We start from the raw sequence: 23,665 nt of genomic DNA, 5'->3' as shown, positions 1-23,665 counted from the left end.
TATCCCGGCGCGCGTGTTCTTTTATAATCGCCGCTTTGCACACCGACAGTCCGAGACCATGCCCGACACCCACTACACCCTGCTCGACGAGCCGTTATGGCCATTGATGAACAAGTTCTATCGCGCTCACCAATCGTCGATGAAAGCCGTGCGCGACGCGCAGCTTTGGGTGGCCCGGCGTGACCAGATAGTTGCTGCACTGTGTTTACGTCCGGTGTCCGGCGGGCATTGGCTGACCGGGTTGTTTGTCGATCCGCAGTGCCGGGAACAAGGGATAGCCGCCGGGTTGATTGCGGCCGCGGTGAAGGATTGCGAACTGCCGGTGTGGTTGTTCTGTCATCCGGACTTGCGCGGGTTTTATGAGCGGCACGGGTTTACTTTCGATCCGCCGATGCCTTACGCGATGGTTGAACGGTTGAGCCGGTATGCGCGCAGCAAGCCGATGATTGCGATGGGGTTGGCGCCAAGCGTTTAACTTACTCAACCCTGTTGGAGATCCAATGTGGGAGCGAGCTTGCTCGCGATGAGGCCCGGTCAGTCAACATTGTTGGCGACTGATACACCGCCATCGCGAGCAAGCTCGCTCCCACAGGGTATGCAGCGAGTCTATTCATCCGCGTTGGGGTCCAGGTCCGGGAACATCACTTCGGTGAAGCCGAACTTGCTGAAGTCGGTGATGCGCGACGGGTACAGGCGGCCGATCAGGTGGTCGCATTCATGCTGCACCACCCGTGCGTGGAACCCCGAAGCAACGCGCACAATGGGCTCACCCTTGGGGTCGACGCCTTCGTAGCGAATCTGCTGGTAACGCTGCACCGCGCCGCGCAGGCCGGGCACGGACAAACAGCCTTCGAAGCCCTCCTCCATGATCGGGCTCAGCGGTGTGATCAAGGGGTTGATCAGGATCGTCTGCGGCACGGCCTCGGCATCCGGATAACGTTCGCTGTGCTCGAAACCGAAGATCACCAGTTGCAGGTCGACGCCGATCTGCGGAGCCGCCAGGCCAACGCCCCCCACACTTTCCATGGTCTGGAACATGTCATCGATCAGTTGCCACAGCTCGGGGCTGTCGAACATCTCGGCCGGCACCGGCGGGGCAATACGCAGCAGGCGCTCGTCGCCCATTTTCAGAATTTCACGAATCATGATCAGGTTTCATCAATGGTCGGTTTGATTGAGTGATCGCGGCCCAGGCCCGAGACGTGGTGTTTTTCCTCATGGACGGGACCATGCTCGCCAGGCACTTTTTCCCCAGGGTCCTTGCCCTCTCGCGACATGTGTTCGATCACCGCGTTCATTTCCGCGCCCAGCAGCAGCACCGCGGCGGAAATGTAGAAGTACAGCAACAGCACGATGATCGCACCGATACTGCCATACATGGCGTTGTAGTTGGCGAACTCCTTGACGTACAAACCGAAGCCCAGGGAGGCAATGATCCACACCACCACCGCCAGCACCGATCCCGGTGTGATGAAGCGGAATTCCTGTTTGACGTCGGGCATGACGAAGTAGATCAACGCCACCGCGACCATCAGCAGAATCACGATCACCGGCCAGCGCAAGAGGGTCCAGAGCGTGACGATGAAATACTCAAGGCCGACTTGCGCAGCGATCCAGCCCATTACCTGCGGCCCGAGCACCATCAGTGCCGCGGCAACCAGCAGCATGCCGGCAATGCCGACGGTGTAGATGATCGACAACGGAAAGCGTTTCCACAGCGGGCGCCCTTCAACCACGTCGTAGGCCGCGTTCATCGCGCTCATCATCAGCCGCACACCGGCAGAGGCGGTATACAGCGCAATCACGATACCCACCGACAGCAAGCCGCCCTTGGATTGCTGCAACTGGTCGATCACCGGGTTGACCTGTTCCAGCGCCTGGGGCGGCAGCACCAGTTCCGATTGCAGGCGCAGCCAGGAGAAGAAGTCCGGCAGGTGCAGGAAGCCGATAAGGGCGATCAGGAACAGAATGAACGGAAACAGCGAAAACAGCATTTGATAGGCCAACGCCGAGGCATAGGTCGACATCTCGTCGGCGACGAACTCGGTCACCGTGCGCATCATCACACGGTGCAGGGGCAGGCCTCTCATGTCCGGAAAAATCATTCGCGTCTCCATTCGCCGCATACGGATTTGGGTTGGAGTCGTGGCGACTCAGGGGCCGCTTTCTATCATCAAGGTAGCCCAGTTGGCGACTTTGAAACAATTTCAGGATGCAAGTTCAGGCTGACACAAAAACGGCCATCCGAGATGGCCGCTTCGTGTTTTCATTAAACGGCCGGATCACGCGTCGTCGATACCTTTTTTGAGCGCATCCTTGGCCTTGCCCACTGCTTGCTGGGCCTCGCCTTTCTTTTCCTGCATCACGCCCTCGGCACGCAACTTGTCGTTGCCGGTGGCCTTGCCGACACCCTGCTTGACGTTGCCGGCGGCTTCATTGGCCATGCCTTTGACTTTATCGCTTGTGCTGCCCATGGTGATTCTCCTGTGAACAGTTCAATGGGAAGAAAAGTCGTTACACAAGGTTGACCGGGGGCTTTTGCAGGGAGTTTCATTTATTTTCACCACGACATTTCATCGTTCAGTGCAGGTTGCGCTTTATGTTTGCGGGCCAACCCCCGAGAATGCGCAACACGTTCAGGCCATGGCGCTGAAGATCCAATCCCGTAGGAATGTTATGAAACTCGATAAAAAGCAGGCCATTGCCCGCAGAAACCAGGAACTCGGCGGTGCTGTGCTTGGCGTCAACAACTGCCACTTCGCCGAATTGAACCGTAATCGCAACATCTGGTGGTTCGACCTCCCGGTGACGCGCCTGGCAATCGGTCAGTACGAGTGGATCCATTTGCTGATGCACACGCCGGCCACCGACGAGCTGTTGCACCTGAAAGTGCCGACCGTGTTCCTGCGCGAGAAGCTCGAGGGGCTGGTGGTACGCAACGAAGGCAAGCGCAAGGCCGCATTGAGCCTGGAACTGAGCGCCGACAAGGACTCCTTCCTGCAAGACATGCGCCCGGCGGGCACCCACGTCAACTTCGCGCCGTTTCGCCAACAATAAAGAAAAGATCGCAGCCTTCGGCAGCTCCTACATGGGATCGCGGTCACCTGTAGGAGCTGCCGAAGGCTGCGATCCTTTGATCTTCAACAAAAAGCCCCGCATCTGCGGGGCTTTTTGTCGGTTACGCGGTGGCTTTCTTCGCGTTGATCTTCTTCAGCTCTTCATCGCGCAATTCACGACGCAGGATCTTGCCGACGTTGGTGGTCGGCAGTGCATCGCGGAACTCCACGGAGCGCGGGACCTTGTAGCCGGTGACGTTGGCGCGCATGTGCTCCATCACCTGTTCCTTGGTCAGGGTCACGCCTGGCTTGGCGACGATGAAAATCTTGATCGCTTCACCCGATTTCTCATCCGGCACACCGATGGCCGCGCATTGCAGCACGCCCGGCAGGGTCGCCAGCACGTCTTCGAGCTCGTTCGGGTACACGTTGAAACCGGACACCAGGATCATGTCTTTCTTGCGATCGACAATGCGCATGTAGCCATCAGGCTGGATCAGCGCGATGTCACCAGTCTTCAACCAGCCTTCGCTGTCGAGGATTTCATCGGTGGCTTCCTGACGCTGCCAGTAGCCCTTCATGACCTGCGGCCCCTTCACGCACAGTTCGCCGATTTCGCCCATCGGTTGTTCGACACCGGCATCGTTGACGATTTTGCACAGGGTCGACGGCACCGGAATGCCGATGGTGCCGATCTGGATGTTCTGGATCGGGTTGACTGTGGCCACCGGGCTGGTTTCGGTCATGCCGTAGCCCTCGCAGATGGCGCAACCGGTGACCGCCTTCCAGCGTTCGGCCGCAGCCAGTTGCAGGGCCATGCCGCCCGACAAGGTGACTTTCAGCGCGGAGAAGTCCAGCTTGCGGAAGCCTTCGTTGTTGCACAGGGCCACGAACAGGGTGTTCAAACCGACGAAGCCGCTGAACTTCCACTTCGACAGTTCCTTGACCATCGCCGGTAGGTCACGCGGGTTACTGATCAGGATGTTGTGGTTGCCGATCAGCATCATCGCCATGCAGTGAAAAGTGAACGCATAGATGTGGTACAGCGGCAGCGGCGTGATCAGGATCTCGCAACCTTCATTGAGGTTGGACCCCATCAGCGCCTTGCATTGCAGCATGTTCGCCACCAGGTTGCGGTGGGTCAGCATCGCGCCCTTGGCCACACCGGTGGTGCCGCCGGTGTATTGCAGCACCGCGACATCGCTGCTGGCCGGATTGGCTTCGGCCACTGGCTGGCCCTGGCCTTTGCTCAACACGTCGTTGAACTTGACGGCTTTTGGCAAGTGATAGGCCGGCACCATCTTTTTCACGTACTTGATGACGCTGTTGATCAGCAGGCGCTTGAGCGGCGGCAGCAGGTCGGCGACTTCGGTGACGATCACGTGCTTGACGCCGGTTTTCGGCACCACGGTTTCCGCCAGGTGCGCCATGTTGGCCAGGCAGACCAGGGCCTTGGCACCGGAGTCGTTGAATTGGTGTTCCATCTCCCGCGCGGTGTACAGCGGGTTGGTGTTGACCACGATCAGCCCGGCGCGGATCGCGCCGAAGACGGCAACCGGGTACTGCAACACGTTGGGCAGTTGCACGGCGATTCGATCGCCTGGCTGCAAATCGGTATGCTGTTGCAGGTAAGCGGCAAACGCACCGGACAATTCGTACAGTTCACCGTAGGTGAGTGTCTTGCCCAGGTTGCTGAACGCCGGCTTGTTGGCGAAGCGTTGGCAGGATTGCTTCAACACTGCCTGAATATTCGGATACTCGTCTGGATTGATGTCGGCAGCAATTCCAGCTGGGTACTTATCCTTCCAAAAGTCTTCGATCATGGAAGCCCACTCCTCAGCAACGCGAATTCAGCACCGCATTTGATGCGATTATTATTGGTGTTTGGCCATTGGTAAATCTGGCTGATAGAAGGCCGAGAAGTCACAAAGCGCGCCGAGAGTAGCAGCTTTGCCAAGGGTCGACTAGAGCCAAAAGCGGCCTCTACGGTCACATTTGTGACTCAAGACTTGAAGCGAGTCATTTTAGAGCAAAAATTCTATAACCGCCTTGAAAGCCTCGTAAATCGGGGGCTCAAAGCAAAAGATCGCAGCCTTCGGCAGCTCCTACAGGGATCGCATTCCTCTGTAGGAGCTGCCGAAGGCTGCGATCTTTCGGGACCGCCTCGATCTACAACCGGCTACGCGATATCACGCAACTCCCGCCGCAAAATTTTGCCCACCGGCGTCATCGGCAGCGATTCGCGCAGCACGATGTGCTTCGGTACTTTGTACGCCGTGAAGTTCTCCTTGCAGTAAGCCTTCAGCTCTTCAAGGCTGACGCCCGCTTCACGGGCCACCACGAACAGCTTCACCGCCTCCCCCGACCGTTCGTCAGGCACACCGATGACCGCACAGTTGGCGACGTTCGGGTGAGCCATCACCACATCTTCGATTTCGTTCGGGTACACGTTGAAACCCGAGACAATGATCATGTCCTTCTTGCGGTCAACAATGCGTACGAAACCGTCCGGGTCGATCACCGCGATGTCACCGGACTTGAACCAGCCCTCGGCATCCAGCACTTCCGCCGTGGCTTCAGGTTTTTGCCAGTAGCCCTTCATGATTTGCGGGCCCTTGATGCACAACTCGCCGCGTTCACCCAAAGGTTGTTCGACGCCGTCATCGTTGATGACTTTCAGCGTGGTGCCCGGCACCGGCAGGCCGACCGTGCCGATCCGGGACTGCTCGCCATACGGGTTGGTACAGGCCACCGGCGAGGTTTCGGTCAGGCCGTAACCTTCGGTGATGCGGCAACCGGTCAGTTGTTCCCAGCGTTCGGCGGTGGCCTTGACCAGTGCGGTGCCACCGGAGTTGGTGAGCTTGAGGCTGGAGAAGTCCAGGGTCTTGAAGTCCGGGTGATCCATCAGCGCGACGAACAGCGTGTTGAGCCCCAGCAGCGCCGAGAACCGCCAGTTCTTCAGTTCCTTGATGAAGCCGGCGATGTCCCGTGGATTGGTGATCAGCACGTTGTGGTTGCCCGTCACCATCATGCACATGCAGTTCGCCGTGAAGGCATAGATGTGGTAGAGCGGCAGCGGCGCGATCATCACCTCCTGGCCTTCCCGCAGCAGCGGCTGACCGTCGCTGGCCGACTGGCTGAGGCAGGCCCGTGCCTGCTGCATGTTCGCCACCAGGTTGCCGTGGGTCAGCATCGCGCCCTTGGCCAGGCCCGTGGTGCCACCGGTGTATTGCAGCACGGCGATGTCGTCGAGGCCGACCTTCAGCGGCTTGATGCCCAGGCCACGGCCCAGGCGCAAGGCGCTCTTGAAAGAGACGGCCTGGGGCAAGGAATAGTCCGGGACCATCTTCTTGACCTTGCTCACCACTGTGTTGACCAGCCAACCCTTGGCGGTGGGCATCAGGTCGCCCATCTTCGCTTCGATCAGGTACTGGATGTCGGTGTCGGGGAGCACTTCCTGGACTTTCTGGCCGAACATGTTCAGGTACACCAGCGCCCGGGCACCGGAATCCTTGAACTGGTGACGCATTTCCCGCGCGGTGTACAACGGGTTGGTGTTGACCACGATCAACCCGGCGCGCAAGGCGCCGAACACGGCAATGGGGTAATGCAGGACGTTGGGCATCTGCACGGCGATGCGGTCACCCGGCACCAGGTCGGTGTGGGCCTGCAGGTAGCCGGCGAAAGCAGCGCTCTGGCGTTCCAGTTCGGCGTAGGTCAGGGTCACGCCCATGTTGCTGAACGCAGGGCGGTCAGCAAACTTCTTGCAGGAACGCTCGAACACCTCGATCACCGACTTGTAGGCACCCAGATCGATATCCAGGGGGACGCCGGCCGGGCGTTTGTCATTCCAGAAATCAGGTTGCATTGTTCTTGTCCTCTTTACCTGAATCTATCCGGGGCCGCGTTTCTGTCATTTCTCCCTGATCCCTCAAAGGCAGAAAGCGAAAAGCGGAGCTTCACGGACACTAGCAGCTATGGCGATTCAGGCAAATATGCGCAAAGCCGTCATTGACCGTGTGAATCTTCCTGCCTTGCTGTGGGCTGATCAGACGCATGCAACGGGATGCGCTATACAATGCAACGACTCAGTGCAAAGGAACCGCCATGATCCATGACACTTTCTGGCTGACCACGAGCGACCACAGCCGCCTCTTCGTCAACCAGTGGCTACCCGACGGCAGCCTCAAGGCAATGATTCTGCTGGCCCATGGCATGGCCGAACACAGCGGCCGTTATGGAGCCCTTGCGGAAAAACTCTGTGATCAGGGCTATGGCGTGTGTGCGCCGGACCTGCGTGGACATGGCAAAACTGCCGAAAACGGGACCCTGGGACATTTCGCCGATGACGACGGCTGGTGCAAGGTCGTCAGCGACCTGGCGTGCCTCAACCAGCACATCGGCCAGCAGCACCCTGGCATACCGATCGTGCTGCTCGGTCACAGCATGGGCAGTTACATTGCCCAGGCCTATCTGCTGCACCACAGTGCCAGCCTGCACGGGGCCATCCTCAGCGGCTCGAACTTCCAGCCCGTGGCGCTTTATCGCGCGGCACGGCAAATCGCCCGTTTCGAACGGCTGCGCCAGGGCGGCAAAGGACGCAGCGCATTGATCGAATGGCTGTCGTTCGGTTCGTTCAACAACAAATTCAAACCGGCACGCACGCCGTTCGACTGGCTTAGCCGTGATCCGGCGCAGGTCGACCTGTACGTCAACGACCCGCTCTGCGGTTTCCGCTGCACCAATCAACTGTGGATCGATTTGCTCGGTGGCTTGCAGCAAATCAGCAAAGCGTCCAATCTCGCCCAGATCGACCCGGGCCTGCCGCTGCTGGTGATTGGCGGTGAATGTGATCCGGTGAGCGAAGGCAAACGTCTGAAGGATCTGGCCGACGCGTTGCGGGCGGCCGGCAGCCGGCACCTGCAACTGACCGTTTACCCGCAGGCACGGCACGAACTGTTCAACGAGAGCAACCGCGATGAAATCGTCGCCGATGTGCTGAACTGGATCGCCCAGGTCTTGAGCACCCCTCGGCCGCACCGATCCGAATAGTTTTTTTGTGAATTATTTAATTCGTCACAGGAATTGAGACAGATGACCCAGGTTACCAACACCCCTTACGAAGCCCTCGAAGTGGGCCAGACCGCCAGCTTCAGCAAGACGGTCGAAGAGCGTGACATCCAGTTGTTCGCCGCGATGTCCGGCGATCACAACCCGGTGCACCTGGATGCCGAATACGCCGCCAGCACCATGTTCAAGGAGCGCATCGCCCATGGCATGTTCAGCGGTGCGTTGATCAGCGCGGCGGTCGCCTGCGAATTGCCTGGACCGGGGACCATCTACATCGGCCAGACCATGAGCTTTCAGAAACCGGTGAAGATCGGCGACACCCTGACCGTGCGCCTGGAGATCCTGGAAAAGCTGCCGAAGTTTCGCGTACGCATTGCCACTCGCGTGTTCAATCAGCGGGATGAACTGGTGGTGGATGGCGAAGCGGAAATCCTCGCACCACGCAAGCAACAGAGCGTGACGCTGACGGAGCTGCCGGCGATCAGCATCGGCTGATCGAAGGGTCACAAAACACTGTGGGAGCGAGCCTGCTCGCGAAGGCGGCGTGTCAGTCACTATTAATGGTGACTGTCAGACCGCATTCGCGAGCAGGCTCGCTCCCACATTGACTTCAGCTCAGCCAGGCTTACGAACGCGCACGCGCCTGGTTACGCAGGGCCTTGACCTGATCGTGATTGCGTTGCACGCCATGGTACTGGCGCTCAACCAGGTCACGAATGCCCACCAGGTTGTGCTTGTTGATTTTCTCCATGGCATCCCGATAAGCCTTCAACGCATGGTCTTCACCGCGCTCGGCTTCATTGAGCACGGCCTCCTCGCCCTTGCCGGTGAACATCGACTTCACGTCGACCCAGCGACGGTGCAGGTCACCGCTGACACTGGTGGAGGTTTCCGGATCGCCACCCATCGAACGCACCGCGGACTGCAACTCCGCAGCGGCCGTCGCACAATCGGCCGAGCGATTGATAAACAGGGTTTTGAGTTCAGGGTGTTTGATATCTTCAGCGCAAGTCTTGAACCCGGCCTGACCGTCCTTGCTGGTTTCAATCAGGTCATTGAGTACAGAAATCGCTTCTTTATTCATGTCAGTCATTTTTCAATTCCTTCGGTTGATGAAAGATGCAATGAGTACTGCACCCTGCATGCCAGCTCGGAATCGTTTAACTATTCGTTATTTTTCAAACAGTTATCCATTAACAAAAAATCTGTATCCGTTTTATTTGCATGATCTGTCAATTGGCCTGCATGCAGAATGCCTGTATTTTCCAGACTGACTGAATCAAGACGACCGATCGATGAATCCTGAAAAGCTCGAACTGCTGATCACCCGTGAAATGCCCTTCGGCAAATACAAGGGTCGAATCATTGCCGACCTGCCCGGCCCTTACCTGAACTGGTTCGCCCGGGAGGGTTTCCCTCACGGCGAATTGGGCGGTTTGCTGGCCCTGATGCAGGAAATCGATCACAACGGTTTGTCGGACTTGCTCGAACCGCTGCGCGCCAAACACGGCAAACCGGCCCCGCGTCACTGAATCACCTACCGAGCACCCTCATGCCTGACAACACCCGCCGCGCCCGTGACGAAGCCTTCTGGCAAACCTTTGCCGACCGCTACGATGTCGAACCCGGCCCGCTCAACCTGGAGAACGGTTACTTCGGACGCATGTCGCGCACGGTCGTCGAGGAGTACCAACGCAACATCGAGCTGATCAATCGCAGCAATTCGGTGTACGTGCGCCAGCGCTTCGAACAGGGCGACAGCCTGAAGGTCCGCGCGCAACTGGCCAGGTTGACAGGCGTCCCCGGCGACAGCATCGCCCTGACCCGCAACGCATCGGAAGGTTTGCAGTCGCTGATCCGCAACTACAACCGGCTGCAGCCCGGCGATCAGGTACTGTTTTGCGATCTGGAATACGACACGGTCAAAGGCGCCATGCGCTGGCTGGCGCGTAATCGCGGCGTTGAAGTGATCGAAATCGAACACGCACACCCGGCCACCTTCGACAGCCTGCTGAACACCTACCGCGAAACCTTCGCCCGGCACCCACGGCTGAAGTTGATGGCCCTGACCCACGTCACCCATCGCACGGGCCTGGTGATGCCGGTGCAGGCGATTGCGGCCGCGGCAAAGGAACATGGCATTGACGTCATCCTCGACGGTGCCCATGCCCTCGGCCAACTCGAATTTGACCTGACTGAACTGGGTATCGCCTTCGCCGGCTACAACCTGCACAAGTGGATCGGTGCACCGCTGACGCTCGGCTATATCTACATCGCCCCCGAACGCCTGGCCGACATCGACCCGGACATGGGCGAGATGCATTTCCCGCCCACTGACATCCGCGCCCGAACCTCGTACAGCACCCCCAACATCCCGGCGCTGCTGACCCTGCCGCTGGTGCTCGAAGAACATTGGGCGATGGGTGGAACCGCGGCCAAGGGCGCGCGGCTCAATTATCTGCGTAACCGCTGGGTCAGTGCGGCGCGGCGGTTGCCGGGCATTGAAGTCCTGACTCCGGATGACCCGCGCCTGTATTGCGGCATCACCTCGATGCGCTTTACCCGGCAGGCCGACCAGCAAGTCATGACCGAGCGCCTGCTCAATGAGTACAACCTGTTCACCGTGACCCGCAGCGGTGCTGCATGCGGTCCTTGCATCCGTATTACACCGGGGCTGACGACCAGGGCGGCTGACATGGATGTGCTGGCCAGGGCACTGACTGAACTGGGCTGACGTCAGACGGTGGCATAAACACCCTCTCTTCCAGGATGTCCACATCCCCTGTAGGAGCTGCCGAAGGCTGCGATCTTTTGATCTTGAAAAATCAAAATCAAAAGATCGCAGCCTTCGGCAGCTCCTACAGGGGGATTGCATTTTGGCGGGCAAAAAAAAACGGTGCACCGACCAAGCGCACCGTAAAGCCGTAGAACACACAACGAAGTGTAGGGTGAAGCGATCAGTCCAGCAGCGCCAGGGCCTCGGCGGTGCACTCCTGAATGCGGGACCAGTCGCCGTTCTTGATCCACTCCGGATCAAGCATCCAGCTACCGCCCACGCACATGACGTTTTTCAGCGCCATGTAGCTCTTGATGTTGGCCGGGCCCACGCCGCCGGTCGGGCAGAATTTCACTTCGCCGAACGGGCCGCCCAACGCCTTGATGGCCGCAACGCCGCCGCTGACTTCGGCCGGGAACAGCTTGAAGCGGCGGTAACCCAGACCGTAGCCTTCCATGATGCCCGAGGCATTGCTGATGCCTGGCAACAGTGGAATCGGGCTGGCGACGCTGGCTTCCAGCAAGTCGCGGGTGATGCCCGGCGTGACGATGAACTGCGAGCCCGCCGCTTCCGCCGCCGCCAGCATGTGGCGATCGAGCACGGTGCCGGCACCGGTCACCAGCTCCGGACGCTGCTCGCGCAGAATCTGGATGGCCTTGAGGCCGAATTGCGAACGCAGGGTCACTTCCAGGGCTGTCAGGCCACCGGCCGCGAGCGCGTCGGCCAGCGGCAGGACGTCCTGCTCGCGGGCGATGGTGATCACCGGCAGAATCCGCGCTTTCGCGCAGAGGCTGTCGATCAGGGCAACTTTGTCCGCCATGGAAACGGTCGGGGATGGGTTTGTCATAGCGGCTGTTCCTTGGCTCATGGGCACCAGAAAATCTCTAACGTGGGTTGCAGAAATGCGCGCACCGGCATTGCGGCGATATCGTCGCCGGCCAGTGCGGTACTCAGGGTGGTCAGCTTGGACTGACTGGAAATCGATAGAACCTTGTGCTTGGCCGAGGCCAGCAGCGCGCGGCTCATGGTCAGGCGCTGATGCGGCACGGTCGGCGCCAACATCGGCCAGCAACGACGGACGCCATCGGCCTGCAATGCCTCGGCAAGGTTCGGGCTGTTGGGGAATAGCGACGCGGTGTGGCCGTCATCGCCCATGCCGAGGATCAGCACGTCGATCACCGGCAGTTCGGACAGCAAGCGGTCGGCCTGTTCCGCCGCCTGTTCAAGGTTGGCGCTGGCGCTGTACAGGCTCAGGAACTGCGCCTTGGCCGCGGGACCTTGCAACAGATAACGCTTGATCAGCCCCGCGTTGCTGTCGGCGTGTTCCACCGGCACCCAGCGCTCGTCGGCCAGGCTGACCACCACGTTCGACCAGTCCAGCGACTGCCTGGCCAGGTGTTGGAAAAACGCCACCGGACTGCGGCCACCGGAGACCACCAGGGTCGCAGTGCCCTGGGTGTCGATCGCGTCGCTCAGTTTTTTCGCCACACTCAGTGCAAGGCTTTCAGCCAGCAACACCGGGCTCTTGAACCCATGGGCGCTGACGCCCTGCGGCAGTTTCAAATCAGATATCGCCATACCACGACCTCCCGTCCCGCGTGATCAGAGCAATGGAGCTCATCGGCCCCCAGGACCCGGCCGCGTACGGCTTGGGCGCATCACCGGATTTTTTCCACCCGGCGATCAACTGGTCACACCACTTCCACGCGGCTTCGATTTCATCTTTACGGACAAACAGGTTCTGATTGCCGCGCATCACTTCCAGCAACAACCGCTCGTAGGCATCGGGAATCCGTGCGCTGCTCCAGGTGTCGGAAAAATTCAGCTGCAACGGACCGCTGCGCAGCTGCATGCCTTTGTCCAGGCCTTGGTCTTTGGTCATCACACGCAAGGAAATGCCTTCGTCCGGCTGCAGGCGGATAATCAGCTTGTTGCTGATTTGCAGGCGCTGCTCGGGAGCGAAGATGTAGTGCGACGGTTCCTTGAAGTGGATGACGATCTGCGACAGCTTCTGCGGCATGCGCTTGCCGGTACGCAGGTAAAACGGCACGCCGGCCCAGCGCCAGTTGCGGATGTCGGCACGCAGGGCGACAAAGGTTTCGGTATCGCTCTGGGTGTTGGAATTGGGTTCTTCCAGGTACCCCGGCACCGCTTTGCCTTCGCTGTAGCCGGCGATGTACTGGCCGCGCACCACCTGGGTGGTCAGGCCTTCCGGGCTGATCGGCGCCAGGGCCTTGAGCACCTTGACCTTCTCGTCACGGATGCTGTCGGCGGACAGGTCGGCCGGCGGGTCCATGGCAATCAGGCAGAGCAGTTGCAGCAGGTGGTTCTGGATCATGTCGCGCAGCTGGCCGGCCTTGTCGAAGTAACCCCAGCGGCCTTCGATGCCGACCTTCTCGGCCACGGTGATTTCCACGTGGGAGATGTAGTTCTGGTTCCACTGGGTTTCGAACAGGCTGTTGGCGAAACGCAGGGCGATCAGGTTCTGGACGGTCTCTTTACCCAGGTAGTGGTCGATGCGGTAGGTGCGGTTCTCCGGGAAGAACTGCGCCACGGCGTCGTTGACCTTGCGCGAGGATTCCAGGTCAGAACCGATGGGCTTTTCCAACACCACACGGGTGTTTTGCGCCAGGCCGACCTTGGCCAGGTTCTCGCAGATCGCGCCATAGACAGCAGCCGGCGTGGCGAAGTAGGCAATGACCCGTTGCGAGGTCCCGGCCACTTCGGCCAGGGCCACATAATCTTCGGACTTGAGGAAGTCGACGTGCAGGTAGCTCAGGCGCGCCAGAAAACGCTCGACCACGGCTTCGTCCAGCTCTTTGGCACCGACATAGCGGCGCAGCTCAGAGGCGATGAACGCCAGGTGTTCCTGCTCGCTGCCCGGCTCACGGGCCAGCGCGATGATCCGCGTGTCCTCGTGCAACAGGCCGGCGCCGTCGAGTTGATAAAGGGCAGGAAACAGCTTGCGCAAGGCCAGATCGCCAAGGGCGCCGAACAAGGCAAAGGTGCACGGTTCAACCGTAATCGAGAGCATGATGTTTGTTCTTTTATCAAGTTAAGCTACAAATACCTTTTTTCAAGGCATCACTCAAGGGAAAATGTAGTAATAACCACAACATTTTCGCAAAATACAGATTCCGAGTGGTGGTCGGTCGGAGCCATCAGTAGGATAGGCCACCGTCATGGGCCTCACCAAAGGCCCTTTTTGCATTAGCCGCGCGCTTATCCGCGCCGGTGAATCAAGGATACTTATATGGACCGCGTGCGAAATTTACTGGAGCAGATCCAGAATCGCCTTGAAGAGCTGAACAAGGCCGAACGCAAAGTCGCCGAGGTGATCCTGCTCAACCCGCAGCAGGCCACCCGCTTCAGCATCGCCGCCCTCGCCCAGGCGGCGTCGGTCAGCGAACCGACGGTCAACCGTTTCTGCCGTTCGTTCGGCGTCAGCGGCTACCCCGAGCTCAAGCTGCAACTGGCCCAGAGCCTGGCCAGTGGCGCCGCGTACGTCAGCCGTGCGGTGGAGGCCGATGACAATCCGGAGGCCTATACCCAGAAGATCTTCGGCAGCGCCATCGCCTCGCTGGACAGCGCCTGCCAGGCACTGGACCCGAACCTGATCAGCCGCGCCGTCGACCTGCTGATCCAGGCCCGGCAGATCCACTTCTTCGGCCTCGGCGCCTCGGCCCCGGTGGCACTGGACGCGCAGCACAAGTTCTTCCGCTTCAACCTTGCCGTCACCGCCCACGCCGACGTACTGATGCAGCGCATGATTGCCTCCGTGGCCCATACCGGCGAACTGTTCGTGATCATTTCCTACACCGGGCGCACCCGCGAACTGGTGGAAGTGGCGCGCATCGCCCGGGAAAACGGCGCCTCGGTGCTGGGCCTGACCGCCGAGAACTCGCCACTGGCCAAGGCCAGCACCCTGAGCCTGAACATTCCGCTACCGGAAGACACCGACATCTACATGCCGATGACGTCGCGGATCATCCAGCTCACCGTGCTGGACGTGCTCGCCACCGGCATGACGTTGCGCCGGGGTGTGGATTTCCAGCCGCATTTGCGCAAGATCAAGGAGAGCCTGAATGCCAGCCGGTATCCCGTTGGGGATGAGTTTAATTAATCCAGCATCTCCATCGCCCTGAATGGCCTCATCGCGAGCAAGCTCGCTCCCACAGGGGAATGCATTCCAAATGTGGGAGCGAGCTTGCTCGCGATGGCGGTATACGGAGCACCACAGATGCTGAGCTAACCCCCCACCCGCGCCTGCAAACTCAGATGCGCCCGCTCCCCAGGCTTTAGGCACAGGCTGTCGGTGCCACCGCTTGCTGCCTCTACACAAACAAATTCTGATATCTCGTTCCAGGTCACGCCAAGCAACGGTCGCGAGCCGGGATGCCACACCACCGTGTCGGCCGTTTCCCCCGTATCGATGCACAACGCCCGCTGCCAGGCGTGGTCGTTGAGCTGCAATTCGCCATCATGCTGGAACACCCGCTGGCATCCGCCATCCACGCGCAACTCGCCTTCCTGCCGACAAACCTGTCGGCTCAACTGGTCATAACCCTGCGCACCTTCAAGCCCAGACAGCGCTATCTCACTGACATCGCCAATACGCCAGTAAGCATGCAAAGCCTGGCTCATCTGGCACGGCATGTCGTCCTGATGCTCGGTGCTCAGGCGCAAGTCCATGCGCTCTCCCAGATGGGCGTGCAGATCCACCTGCCAGTCGCACAACTTCAGCTGCCAGTGCAGCCGCACGCCTTCGTCGTCACTGTTGCTGTCGAGGAGCTTCCAGTCGAGTAGCCGCGCCCAGCCATGGGACGGCCAGGCGTTTTCGCTCGGATGCCGGCCATACCAGGGCCAACACACCGGTACACCACCGCGAATCGCCCCGACCTGCGGCCACTTTGCCGCGCACCACAGCCAGGGTTTTTGCCCCTTGGGCTGGAAGTGCAGCAACTGCGCGCCCTGCCGACTGAACACCGCCTGACACAGCGGATGATCGATCACCAGCACGTCGCGCATCTGATAGCGCTCCCACGCGAACACCGGACGTTCACGCAAGGATTTGAAGAAGCGTTGTAGCGGATGCTCAAGCATGTGCCACGGTCCTGAAAAACATGGGTGTACTCATCTCTCCAAACGGCCTGTGCTCATTTTTGTGGCGAGGGAGCTTGCTCCCGTTGGACTGCGCAGCAGTCCCTTTTTTGGGGGTGCTTCGCACCCCAGCGGGAGCAAGCTCCCTCGCCACAAAAGCAGTACCCCAAAGTCCAGTCAGCCCTCGCAAAAAAAAGCGGACAGCCATGGCTGTCCGCAAATATGCGCACATGGAGAGAAGCTTATCGCAGACGCGTTAGAACACCGACTGAATTTTCAGGCCGGCCACCAGCGCGTTGTCGACTTCATCCACACCACCCGGGTGAGTGACGTATTGCAGGTTGGGACGTACGGTCAGCCAGTTGGTCACGTGGAAGCCGTAGTTGATCTCGTAGTTGTATTCGGTTTCACGAATGGGCGAGAACAGCGGATTGTCGTATTCCGAAACGCCATTGGCCGCGTTGGTCAGCTCGGCGTTTTTCTTCACATCATCGTTGACATGGATACGGGCGAAACCGATGCCCACGTCATCCTTGGGACGTGCGTCGAACGGGCCCTTGTACACGAACATCAGCGACTGGTAGTTGTCGATGAAGTTGGTGTCCTTGTCGTGGAAGGTGGCGTTGGCCGCGATGTTCAGGCCACGGGAAGCATCGCCGTTGTGGCTGGTGAGTTGCTGCTGCGCGACGAACCAGTAGCCGTGCTTGCTATCGTGGACGCGATAAGGGTTGCCGGTGGTCGCGGCATCCTGGCCGTTGTCGTCCTTGAGAACGTCGTCGGCATCGGAGGTGCTTTTGTAGTAGCCGACACGGTATTCGCCCGGCAGGCTGTTGACCTTCGGCGACCAGACCAGCTCGACCGGCAGGACGGTGCCATTGGTGCCACTGCCGCTGAGCTTGAAGCCGTTACCGTGCTCCAGTTGCGACGTGTTCTGGTTGTACGCGCCGATCTGGGCGTAGAGCTCGTCATTGATGTGGTACTTCACGCGGATCGCCGCCTGGCTGACCGGCCAGTTGTACCAGATGTTGGTGGCCCAGTTACCGACCTGGGATCCGCAGAACGCCAGGTTCTGGAATTCGCACGGGAAGGTGTTGAAGTCTTCACCTTCACCGAAGTAACCGGCCTTGACGTCCAGTTTGTTGTCGAAGAACTGGTGCTGAATCCACAACTGGGTCAGACGCACCATGTGGCCACGACCGTAGACTTCCTGGGAGGAACTCAAGGTGCCGGCACGCGGGTCGCCGATACGGTCGTTGGAGATGTTTTCGCCGTTACGGTTGGTGAGCTGGATCTTGGCCTGGGTGTTGTCCCAGCCGAACAGTTTTTCCAGGTCCAGCGCCGCGCCCAGGCCGAACTGGTCGGCGTAGCGCGCGGTCTTGTCATCGTTGAAGCCGCCATGCAGGTTGCCGCCGACTTCACCGACGTAGTCCATCTTGATGTCGATGCCTTGCTCGATCAGCTTGGTACGCTCGCCACCCCAGTCGCCCGTCATCCACTTGGAGTCGGAGCTGAACGCTTCATCGGCCATCGCATTGCCGGCCAGTACCAGTGCTGCCGCTGCTGAAACCTGGCAGATCAACCGGGCCTTGTTCGTCATCTTCATCCCTACATCCTCGTTTTATTGTTATTAACTTTTCTTCTTTAACGCGGTTACATCCGGTGCAATGCGCGACAGGCCGTGCATTGCGAATCCCCCCTGTGGGAGCGAGCTTGCTCGCGATGGCGGTGTATCAGGTGACAACGATGTTGAATGTCAGTCCGCTATCGCGAGCAAGCTCGCTCCCACATTGATCTCTATCTACCTTTGAACTGTGCGACGTTGTCAGCATGCGTCTCGGCTTTTGGCACGCCGGCAACGCCCAACCGTTCCCCTGTCCTGGCATCGAACAGCAGCACTTTCGCCGGATCGAATTGCAGGGTCAGGGTCTCCCCCACCGCAGGCGCCACATCCGGCGCCAGGCGGCAGCAGACCTTGGTGTCATTGAGGTTGACGAAGACCAGGGTGTCCGGCCCGGTCGGTTCGGTGACCTGGACTTCGGCACGAATGGTCGGCAAACCGTTCGCTTCACCGTTGGCCAGGATGATCTGTTCAGGGCGCATGCCGAGGATCACTTCGCGATCTTCGAGACCGGCGTCCTGCATGCCCAGCGGCAACTCGCAACGGGCCTGGCCGCTGTCGAGCAGTGCCAGCAGGCGACCGTCCTTGCGCTGCAGGCGCAGCGGGATGAAGTTCATCGGCGGCGAGCCGATGAAGCTCGCCACGAAGAGGTTGGCCGGGTTGTTGTAGATGTCCTTCGGCGTACCGAATTGCTGGATGATCCCGTCCTTCATCACCGCCACTTTGTCACCCAGGGTCATCGCTTCGATCTGGTCGTGGGTCACGTAGACCGTGGTGGTTTTCAGGCGCTGGTGCATCAGTTTCATTTCGGTGCGCATCTCGACCCGCAGCTTGGCGTCGAGGTTGGACAGCGGTTCGTCGAACAGATAAATCTTCGGCCGCCGCGCCAATGCACGACCCATCGCCACGCGCTGTTGCTGGCCGCCGGAGAGCTGGCCGGGCTTGCGGCTGAGCAGGTGTTCGATCTGCAGCAGCTTGGATACGCGAGCGACCTCCTCGTCGATTTCCGCGGTCGGCATTTTGCGGATCTTCAGGCCGAAGGCGATGTTGTCGCGCACGCTCATGGTCGGGTACAGCGCGTAGGACTGGAACACCATGGCGATGTCACGATCCTTGGGACTCATGCCGCTGATGTCGGCGTCATCCACCAGGATCGCGCCGCCGCTGATGGTTTCCAGGCCGGCGATGCAGTTCATCAGCGTGGACTTACCGCAGCCCGACGGGCCGACCAGGATCAGGAACTCACCGTCATCGATTTTCAGTTCGATGTTTTTCAGGGTGTCCGGCAAGCCGGGGCCGTAGGTCTTGTTGACGTTGCGCAATTCGAGAGTTGCCATCTTTCTACCCCTTGACCGCGCCGGACGTCAGCCCACGCAGGAAATACTTGCCAGCGAATATGTAGACCAGCAGTGTCGGCAGCCCGGCGATCATCGCGGCGGCCATATCAACGTTGTATTCCTTGGCCCCGGTGCTGGTGTTGACCAGGTTGTTCAGGGCCACGGTAATTGGCTGGGCATCGCCGCTGGCGAAGACCACGCCGAACAGGAAGTCGTTCCAGATCTGGGTGAACTGCCAGATCAGGCAGACCATCACGATCGGGATCGACATCGGCAGCAGGATTTTCAGGAAGATCGTGAAGAAGCCCGCACCATCGAGCCTTGCGGCCTTGACCAGCGCATCCGGAATGCTCACGTAGTAGTTGCGGAAGAACAGCGTGGTGAACGCCAGGCCGTAGACCACGTGCACCAGCACCAGGCCGGTGGTGGTGTTGGCCAGGCCGAATTTGCCGAGGGTGAACGAGGCCGGCAGCAGCACGGTCTGGAACGGCAGGAAGCAGCCGAACAGCAACAGGCCGAAGAACAACTGCGAGCCACGGAAGCGCCACATCGACAGCACGTAGCCGTTCATCGCGCCGATGAAGGTCGAGATCAGCACCGCCGGCACGGTGATCTTCACCGAGTTCCAGAAGTAGCCGCCGACCACGTCCCAGGCCTTGATCCAGCCGATGCCGTCGATCACGGTCGGCCAGCTCAGCAGGTTGCCGGTGCGGATGTCTTCCGGGGATTTGAAGCTGGTCAGCAGCATCACCACCAGCGGGATCAGGTAGATCGCAGCGGCCAGCAACAAGGTGGCGTAGATCGCGATGCGGCTGAAGCTGAGCGATGGTTTGCCGAGTTGATTAGTCATGGCGTTTGCCTCGCAGCTCGGAGTACAGGTACGGCACGAGGATGGTCAGCACGGCGCCGAGCATCAGCATGGCGCTGGCCGAACCGATGCCCATCTGGCCACGGCTGAAGGTGAAGGAATACATGAACATCGCCGGCAGGTCGGATGAATAACCCGGGCCGCCCGCAGTCATCGCCGCGACCAGGTCGAAGCTCTTGATCGCGATGTGCGCCAGGATCATGAAGGCACTGAAGAACACCGGACGCAGGCTCGGCAGGACGATCTTCAGGTAGATGGTCGGCAGGCTCGCCCCATCGACTTGCGCGGCACGGATGATCGATTGATCGACACCGCGCAGGCCGGCGAGGAACATCGCCATGACAAACCCGGAGGCTTGCCATACGGCGGCGATCACCAGGCAGTAGACGACGCGATCCTGATCCACCAGCCAGTCGAGACGGAAGCCTTCCCAGCCCCAGTCACGCAGCATCTTGTCCAGGCCCAGGCCAGGGTTGAGCAGCCATTTCCAGGCGGTACCGGTGACGATCATCGACAGCGCCATCGGGTACAGGTAGACGGTGCGGATGAAGCCTTCCTTGCGAATGCGCTGGTCCAGCAGCACGGCGAGGAACACGCCCAGCACCAGGCTGATGCCGATGAACATGCCGCCGAACACCGCGAGGTTCTTGCTCGCGACCCACCAGCGGTCGTTGTCCATCAGGCGCATGTATTGCTGCAGGCCGACCCACTTGTAGCTCGGCATGAAGCTGGAATTGGTGAAGGACAGAATGAACGTCCAGATGATGTAACCGTAGAAGCCAACCAACACGATCAGCATGCTCGGCGCGAGTACCAATTTGGGTAGCCAGCGTTGCAGCGCATCGAACGGTGAGGCTTTGCTGAAAACCGCCACAGAGCTCATCGGGATAATCCAGGTTTAGAGAAATGAACCGACACGGTGACCCCTTGTGGGAGCGAGCCTGCTCGCGAAGGCGGTGTTTCAGTCGACATCACTTCTGAATGTCAGACCGCTTTCGCGAGCAGGCTCGCTCCCACAGGGGGTGCTAGGTGTCAGGGATTACTGGGCGGCTTTGACAGCCGAAGCCAGTTGGGCGCTGGCCTTGGCCGGGTCTGCGTCCTTGTCGTTCATGAAGTTGGTGACCACGTCGAAGATCGCGCCCTGCACGGCCAGGGAGGTGGCCATGTTGTGCGCCATGCTCGGTTGCAGGCCGCCGGTCTTGTCGTCCGCGATGAAGTCCTTCGCCGACTTCTGGGCGCACTCGTCGAAGCCGAGCTTGTCCATTTCACCCAGCATGTCGTTACGCACCGGGATCGACCCCTTGTTCATGCTGAAGACTTTCTGGAAGTCGGTGCCCAACGCCACTTTGGCCAGGTCTTGCTGGGCAGCGATGTCGCCCTTGCGATCGGCCTTGAGCTTGAACACCGCCAGGGAGTCGATGTTGTAGGTGAAGGCTTTTTCAGTGCCCGGGAACGCTACGCACAGGTAGTCCTTGCCCGCGACTTTCCCGGCTGCCGTCCACTCGCTTTTCGCCCAGTCGCCCATCATCTGCATGCCGGCCTTGCCGTTGATGACGTCGGCGGCGGCGATGTTCCAGTCACGACCGGCGCGGTTCGGGTCCATGTAGCCGGTGATCTTTTTCAGCTCGGCGAACGACTGGGTCATCTCCGGGCCGGACAGGGTTTTCTGGTCCAGGTCGACCAGGGCTTTCTTGTAACCGTCGGCGCCCATGACCGAGAGCACCACGTCTTCAAACACGGTGCTGTCCTGCCAAGGCTGGCCACCGTGGGCGAGCGCGATGAAGCCGGCGGCCTTGAGCTTGTCGCCGGCGGCATAGAATTCTTCGAGGGTGGTGGGGGCTTTTTCGATCCCGGCTTTCTTGAACACTTGCGGGTTGATCCACAGCCAGTTGACGCGGTGGATGTTCACCGGCACGGCGACATAGTCGCCTTCATACTTCACGGTGTCGGAGACTTTCTTCGACAGCAGGCCATCCCAGTTTTCCGCCTTGGAAACCTCTTTCAACGCGTCGGTGCTGAGCAGGCCGGTGCTGCCCCACTCCTGGATGTCCGGACCCTTGATCTGCGCAACGCCTGGCGGGTTGCCAGCGACGGCGCGACTCTTGAGTACGGTCATGGCCGTGGAACCGCCGCCACCGGCGACTGCGCCGTCCTTCCAGGTGAAGCCATCTTTTTCGACTTGAGCCTTCAGGACATCGACCGCTGCTTTTTCACCACCGGAGGTCCACCAGTGAACGACTTCAACGGAACCTTTGGATTCGGCGGCCAGGACACTGAGGGGGAGCGCAGACAGGGAAGCGAGAGAAATGACAGTAGCGAGGCGAGAAATCGCATTCATCTAGGAGCACCTTTCTTGTTGTTATGCATGCAAGTCTGTTGCTTGCGCTGCATAAGATTCTAAACAGGGGATATCCCCTCGCAGGTAACGAAGGGATGCGCGAATGTCACCGCATGGTTACATAGAACCGCTCTGGGACAACTGCGCCAGCGCCGTGGCCATGCTCGGCGACAGCGCCAGGCGCGGAATCAGCACGGCTTGCCAGGCATGGTAAAGGTCAGGCTTGCCGGGCCAGATATCGGCGCTCGGGCGGTTTTGCGGATCGAGTTCGTGATACCAGCTGCCATCACAGCGATCGATGAAATGACTGTCACAGAATTCCCAGAACAGGCGGTACCACTGCTCGTATTGCACTTCACCCGTGCGTTTGATCAGTGCACTGGCGGCGGCACTGGCTTCGCAATGGGTCCAGTGCAGGCGATGGCGGACCACCGCTTTGTTGTCCCAGTCCAGGGTGTAGACAATCCCCGGCGCGCCATCGATGTTCCAGCCGTGACGACAGTTGTGCTCGAAGAGTTGTTGCGCGTCGGTGACCAGCCAGCCCGGCGTGAGCATCCCCGCACTCACCCGCGAAGCTTCGAGGTGCAGCAACAGCCGCGCCCACTCGAAACCGTGGCCCGGGGTGGTGCCGTAGGGGCGAAAACCGTCCGCCGGATTGTCACGGTTGTAGTTCCGCAGTGGCTGCCAGTCGCGGTCGAAATGCTCGATCACCAGGTAGTCGTTGGCAGCGGCGTGACCATGGATCACGCGTTCGACAATGCGCTGTGCACGGCAAAGCCAACGCTTGTCTTCAGTGACATCGGCCAGGGCGAGGAAGGCTTCGGTGGCGTGCATGTTGCTGTTGGCGCCCCGGTACGCCTCCTCTTCACTCCAGTCGCGATTGAAGGATTCGCGCATCGCGCCTTCTTCTTCATTCCAGAACCAGGTGTCGATGATGTCGATGGCATCATCGAGCAAGGCTTGCGCAGCGGGACGCTGGGCGACCACCGCCGAACTGGCGGCCAGTGCGACGAAAGCATGCAGGTAGGCGTTCTTGCCGGTGTTGCCATCGCGATGTTCGGCGGTGGCGAACCAGCCGCCGTGAACCCCATCGCGCAGGGGCCCGCGCAGTGCCGCAACGCCGTGATCGACCAGTTCGGCAAAGCCTGGCAAACCCTGAATGTGGGCCATGGCGAAGCTGTGAGTCATGCGTGCGGTGTTCATGGTCTGGGCTTGCGCATCGGCCGGGAGGCGGCCCTTTTCATCGAGGTTGCCGAAGCCTTCAGGGAGCTTGGAGGCCTTGGCAAAACTCAACAGGCGCAGGCCTTCGGCGGCGAGCCATTGCTGATGGGCAGGTGCGTTCAGCCAACTGCTGAAGGCTGGTTGGAGGGTGTCCATGGCGTACCTTTTTTGTTGTTATGACTGAGGGGCAGCATAAACAACGGAAGGCGGCGGGCTTGTAACGAAGGGGGTGGGTTATGTCACCAGGTTGTGACATTTCCTTGGGAGATGTGTTGGATCAT

At 59.9% G+C, this 23,665-nt stretch carries 23 protein-coding genes; 7 read left to right on the top strand and 16 right to left on the bottom strand.

The features are described 5' to 3' along the window. The first annotated feature begins 58 nt into the window (after positions 1-58). Positions 59-475: a GNAT family N-acetyltransferase gene (locus AC3WJW_RS19315; RefSeq protein WP_493727013.1), complete on the top strand. Its 417-nt coding sequence runs from the start codon at positions 59-61 to the stop codon at positions 473-475. Positions 476-606: 131 nt separating this feature from the next. On the opposite strand, the gene def is transcribed toward AC3WJW_RS19315, so the two are convergent. The 3 genes from def to AC3WJW_RS19300 form a co-directional block, all read right to left on the bottom strand. Beyond that, on the bottom strand, positions 607-1,146 hold the full coding sequence (gene def, locus AC3WJW_RS19310) for a peptide deformylase (RefSeq protein ID WP_104449174.1): 540 nt from the start codon (positions 1,144-1,146) through the stop codon (positions 607-609). Positions 1,147-1,148: 2 nt separating this feature from the next. Then, positions 1,149-2,105: a YihY/virulence factor BrkB family protein gene (locus AC3WJW_RS19305; protein WP_493727012.1), complete on the bottom strand. Its 957-nt coding sequence runs from the start codon at positions 2,103-2,105 to the stop codon at positions 1,149-1,151. A 177-nt stretch (positions 2,106-2,282) separates the two neighbouring features. Next, the gene (locus AC3WJW_RS19300) at positions 2,283-2,474 is read right to left on the bottom strand and encodes a CsbD family protein (protein WP_007974460.1); all 192 of its coding nucleotides are present in this window, start codon (positions 2,472-2,474) and stop codon (positions 2,283-2,285) included. 202 nt (positions 2,475-2,676) lie between these two features. Here AC3WJW_RS19300 and AC3WJW_RS19295 point away from each other — a divergent pair, with 202 nt between their 5' ends. Beyond that, entirely contained in the window at positions 2,677-3,057 is a 381-nt protein-coding gene (locus AC3WJW_RS19295; protein WP_493727011.1) for a hypothetical protein, read from the top strand. Positions 3,058-3,178: 121 nt separating this feature from the next. On the opposite strand, the gene fadD1 is transcribed toward AC3WJW_RS19295, so the two are convergent. After that, complete coding sequence (gene fadD1 / locus AC3WJW_RS19290; RefSeq protein ID WP_493727010.1) at positions 3,179-4,879, bottom strand: long-chain-fatty-acid--CoA ligase FadD1; 1,701 nt, start codon at positions 4,877-4,879, stop codon at positions 3,179-3,181. A gap of 356 nt (positions 4,880-5,235) precedes the next feature. Next, entirely contained in the window at positions 5,236-6,924 is a 1,689-nt protein-coding gene (gene fadD2, locus AC3WJW_RS19285; protein ID WP_493727009.1) for a long-chain-fatty-acid--CoA ligase FadD2, read from the bottom strand. 239 nt (positions 6,925-7,163) lie between these two features. Here fadD2 and AC3WJW_RS19280 point away from each other — a divergent pair, with 239 nt between their 5' ends. Both AC3WJW_RS19280 and AC3WJW_RS19275 read left to right on the top strand, forming a co-directional pair. Continuing rightward, positions 7,164-8,108, top strand: a complete 945-nt coding sequence (locus tag AC3WJW_RS19280; protein ID WP_104449179.1) for an alpha/beta hydrolase — start codon at positions 7,164-7,166, stop codon at positions 8,106-8,108. A 42-nt stretch (positions 8,109-8,150) separates the two neighbouring features. After that, the gene (locus AC3WJW_RS19275) at positions 8,151-8,621 is read left to right on the top strand and encodes a MaoC family dehydratase (RefSeq protein ID WP_095967928.1); all 471 of its coding nucleotides are present in this window, start codon (positions 8,151-8,153) and stop codon (positions 8,619-8,621) included. A gap of 130 nt (positions 8,622-8,751) precedes the next feature. On the opposite strand, the gene AC3WJW_RS19270 is transcribed toward AC3WJW_RS19275, so the two are convergent. Next, the gene (locus tag AC3WJW_RS19270) at positions 8,752-9,219 is read right to left on the bottom strand and encodes a ferritin-like domain-containing protein (protein ID WP_493727008.1); all 468 of its coding nucleotides are present in this window, start codon (positions 9,217-9,219) and stop codon (positions 8,752-8,754) included. 202 nt (positions 9,220-9,421) lie between these two features. Here AC3WJW_RS19270 and AC3WJW_RS19265 point away from each other — a divergent pair, with 202 nt between their 5' ends. Together AC3WJW_RS19265 and AC3WJW_RS19260 are read left to right on the top strand one after the other, a co-directional pair. Further along, on the top strand, positions 9,422-9,658 hold the full coding sequence (locus AC3WJW_RS19265; protein ID WP_003227425.1) for a DUF3820 family protein: 237 nt from the start codon (positions 9,422-9,424) through the stop codon (positions 9,656-9,658). Positions 9,659-9,678: 20 nt separating this feature from the next. Then, positions 9,679-10,860, top strand: a complete 1,182-nt coding sequence (locus AC3WJW_RS19260; RefSeq protein WP_493727007.1) for an aminotransferase class V-fold PLP-dependent enzyme — start codon at positions 9,679-9,681, stop codon at positions 10,858-10,860. A gap of 223 nt (positions 10,861-11,083) precedes the next feature. Here AC3WJW_RS19260 and AC3WJW_RS19255 read toward each other — a convergent pair whose 3' ends face one another. Genes AC3WJW_RS19255 through zwf form a run of 3 tightly spaced genes read right to left on the bottom strand, consistent with a single transcriptional unit; the run spans position 11,084 to position 13,936 of the window. Further along, positions 11,084-11,749, bottom strand: coding sequence for a bifunctional 4-hydroxy-2-oxoglutarate aldolase/2-dehydro-3-deoxy-phosphogluconate aldolase (locus AC3WJW_RS19255; RefSeq protein WP_015096565.1), 666 nt, complete (start codon positions 11,747-11,749; stop codon positions 11,084-11,086). 17 nt (positions 11,750-11,766) lie between these two features. Next, entirely contained in the window at positions 11,767-12,480 is a 714-nt protein-coding gene (pgl, locus tag AC3WJW_RS19250; protein ID WP_493727006.1) for a 6-phosphogluconolactonase, read from the bottom strand. Further along, positions 12,467-13,936: a glucose-6-phosphate dehydrogenase gene (zwf, locus tag AC3WJW_RS19245; protein WP_493727005.1), complete on the bottom strand. Its 1,470-nt coding sequence runs from the start codon at positions 13,934-13,936 to the stop codon at positions 12,467-12,469. Before zwf ends, pgl begins: the two co-directional genes overlap by 14 nt. Before the next feature lie 228 nt (positions 13,937-14,164). Here zwf and AC3WJW_RS19240 point away from each other — a divergent pair, with 228 nt between their 5' ends. Next, the gene (locus AC3WJW_RS19240; RefSeq protein WP_170948639.1) at positions 14,165-15,025 is read left to right on the top strand and encodes a MurR/RpiR family transcriptional regulator; all 861 of its coding nucleotides are present in this window, start codon (positions 14,165-14,167) and stop codon (positions 15,023-15,025) included. Positions 15,026-15,150: 125 nt separating this feature from the next. On the opposite strand, the gene AC3WJW_RS19235 is transcribed toward AC3WJW_RS19240, so the two are convergent. From AC3WJW_RS19235 to AC3WJW_RS19205, 7 genes are all read right to left on the bottom strand, one after another. Next, positions 15,151-16,005 carry a D-hexose-6-phosphate mutarotase gene (locus AC3WJW_RS19235; protein WP_493727004.1) on the bottom strand — a complete coding sequence of 285 codons (855 nt, stop codon included), beginning with the start codon at positions 16,003-16,005 and terminating at the stop codon, positions 15,151-15,153. Positions 16,006-16,258: 253 nt separating this feature from the next. Next, on the bottom strand, positions 16,259-17,605 hold the full coding sequence (locus tag AC3WJW_RS19230) for a carbohydrate porin (RefSeq protein ID WP_493727003.1): 1,347 nt from the start codon (positions 17,603-17,605) through the stop codon (positions 16,259-16,261). A gap of 191 nt (positions 17,606-17,796) precedes the next feature. Beyond that, positions 17,797-18,957, bottom strand: a complete 1,161-nt coding sequence (locus tag AC3WJW_RS19225; RefSeq protein ID WP_493727002.1) for an ABC transporter ATP-binding protein — start codon at positions 18,955-18,957, stop codon at positions 17,797-17,799. A gap of 4 nt (positions 18,958-18,961) precedes the next feature. After that, positions 18,962-19,807: a carbohydrate ABC transporter permease gene (locus tag AC3WJW_RS19220; RefSeq protein ID WP_218427135.1), complete on the bottom strand. Its 846-nt coding sequence runs from the start codon at positions 19,805-19,807 to the stop codon at positions 18,962-18,964. Beyond that, the gene (locus AC3WJW_RS19215; protein WP_007974433.1) at positions 19,800-20,708 is read right to left on the bottom strand and encodes a carbohydrate ABC transporter permease; all 909 of its coding nucleotides are present in this window, start codon (positions 20,706-20,708) and stop codon (positions 19,800-19,802) included. The genes AC3WJW_RS19220 and AC3WJW_RS19215 overlap by 8 nt, the downstream gene beginning before the upstream one ends. 156 nt (positions 20,709-20,864) lie before the next feature. Continuing rightward, positions 20,865-22,163: an ABC transporter substrate-binding protein gene (locus AC3WJW_RS19210; protein ID WP_493727001.1), complete on the bottom strand. Its 1,299-nt coding sequence runs from the start codon at positions 22,161-22,163 to the stop codon at positions 20,865-20,867. 117 nt (positions 22,164-22,280) lie between these two features. Next, the gene (locus AC3WJW_RS19205) at positions 22,281-23,540 is read right to left on the bottom strand and encodes a D-mannose isomerase (RefSeq protein ID WP_493727000.1); all 1,260 of its coding nucleotides are present in this window, start codon (positions 23,538-23,540) and stop codon (positions 22,281-22,283) included. Positions 23,541-23,665 lie beyond the last annotated feature (125 nt).

The organism is Pseudomonas sp. GW821-FHT07G06, from assembly GCF_058986625.1.
Note: the sequence above shows the minus strand (reverse complement) of the source record. Positions and strands in the feature narration are given on the sequence as shown.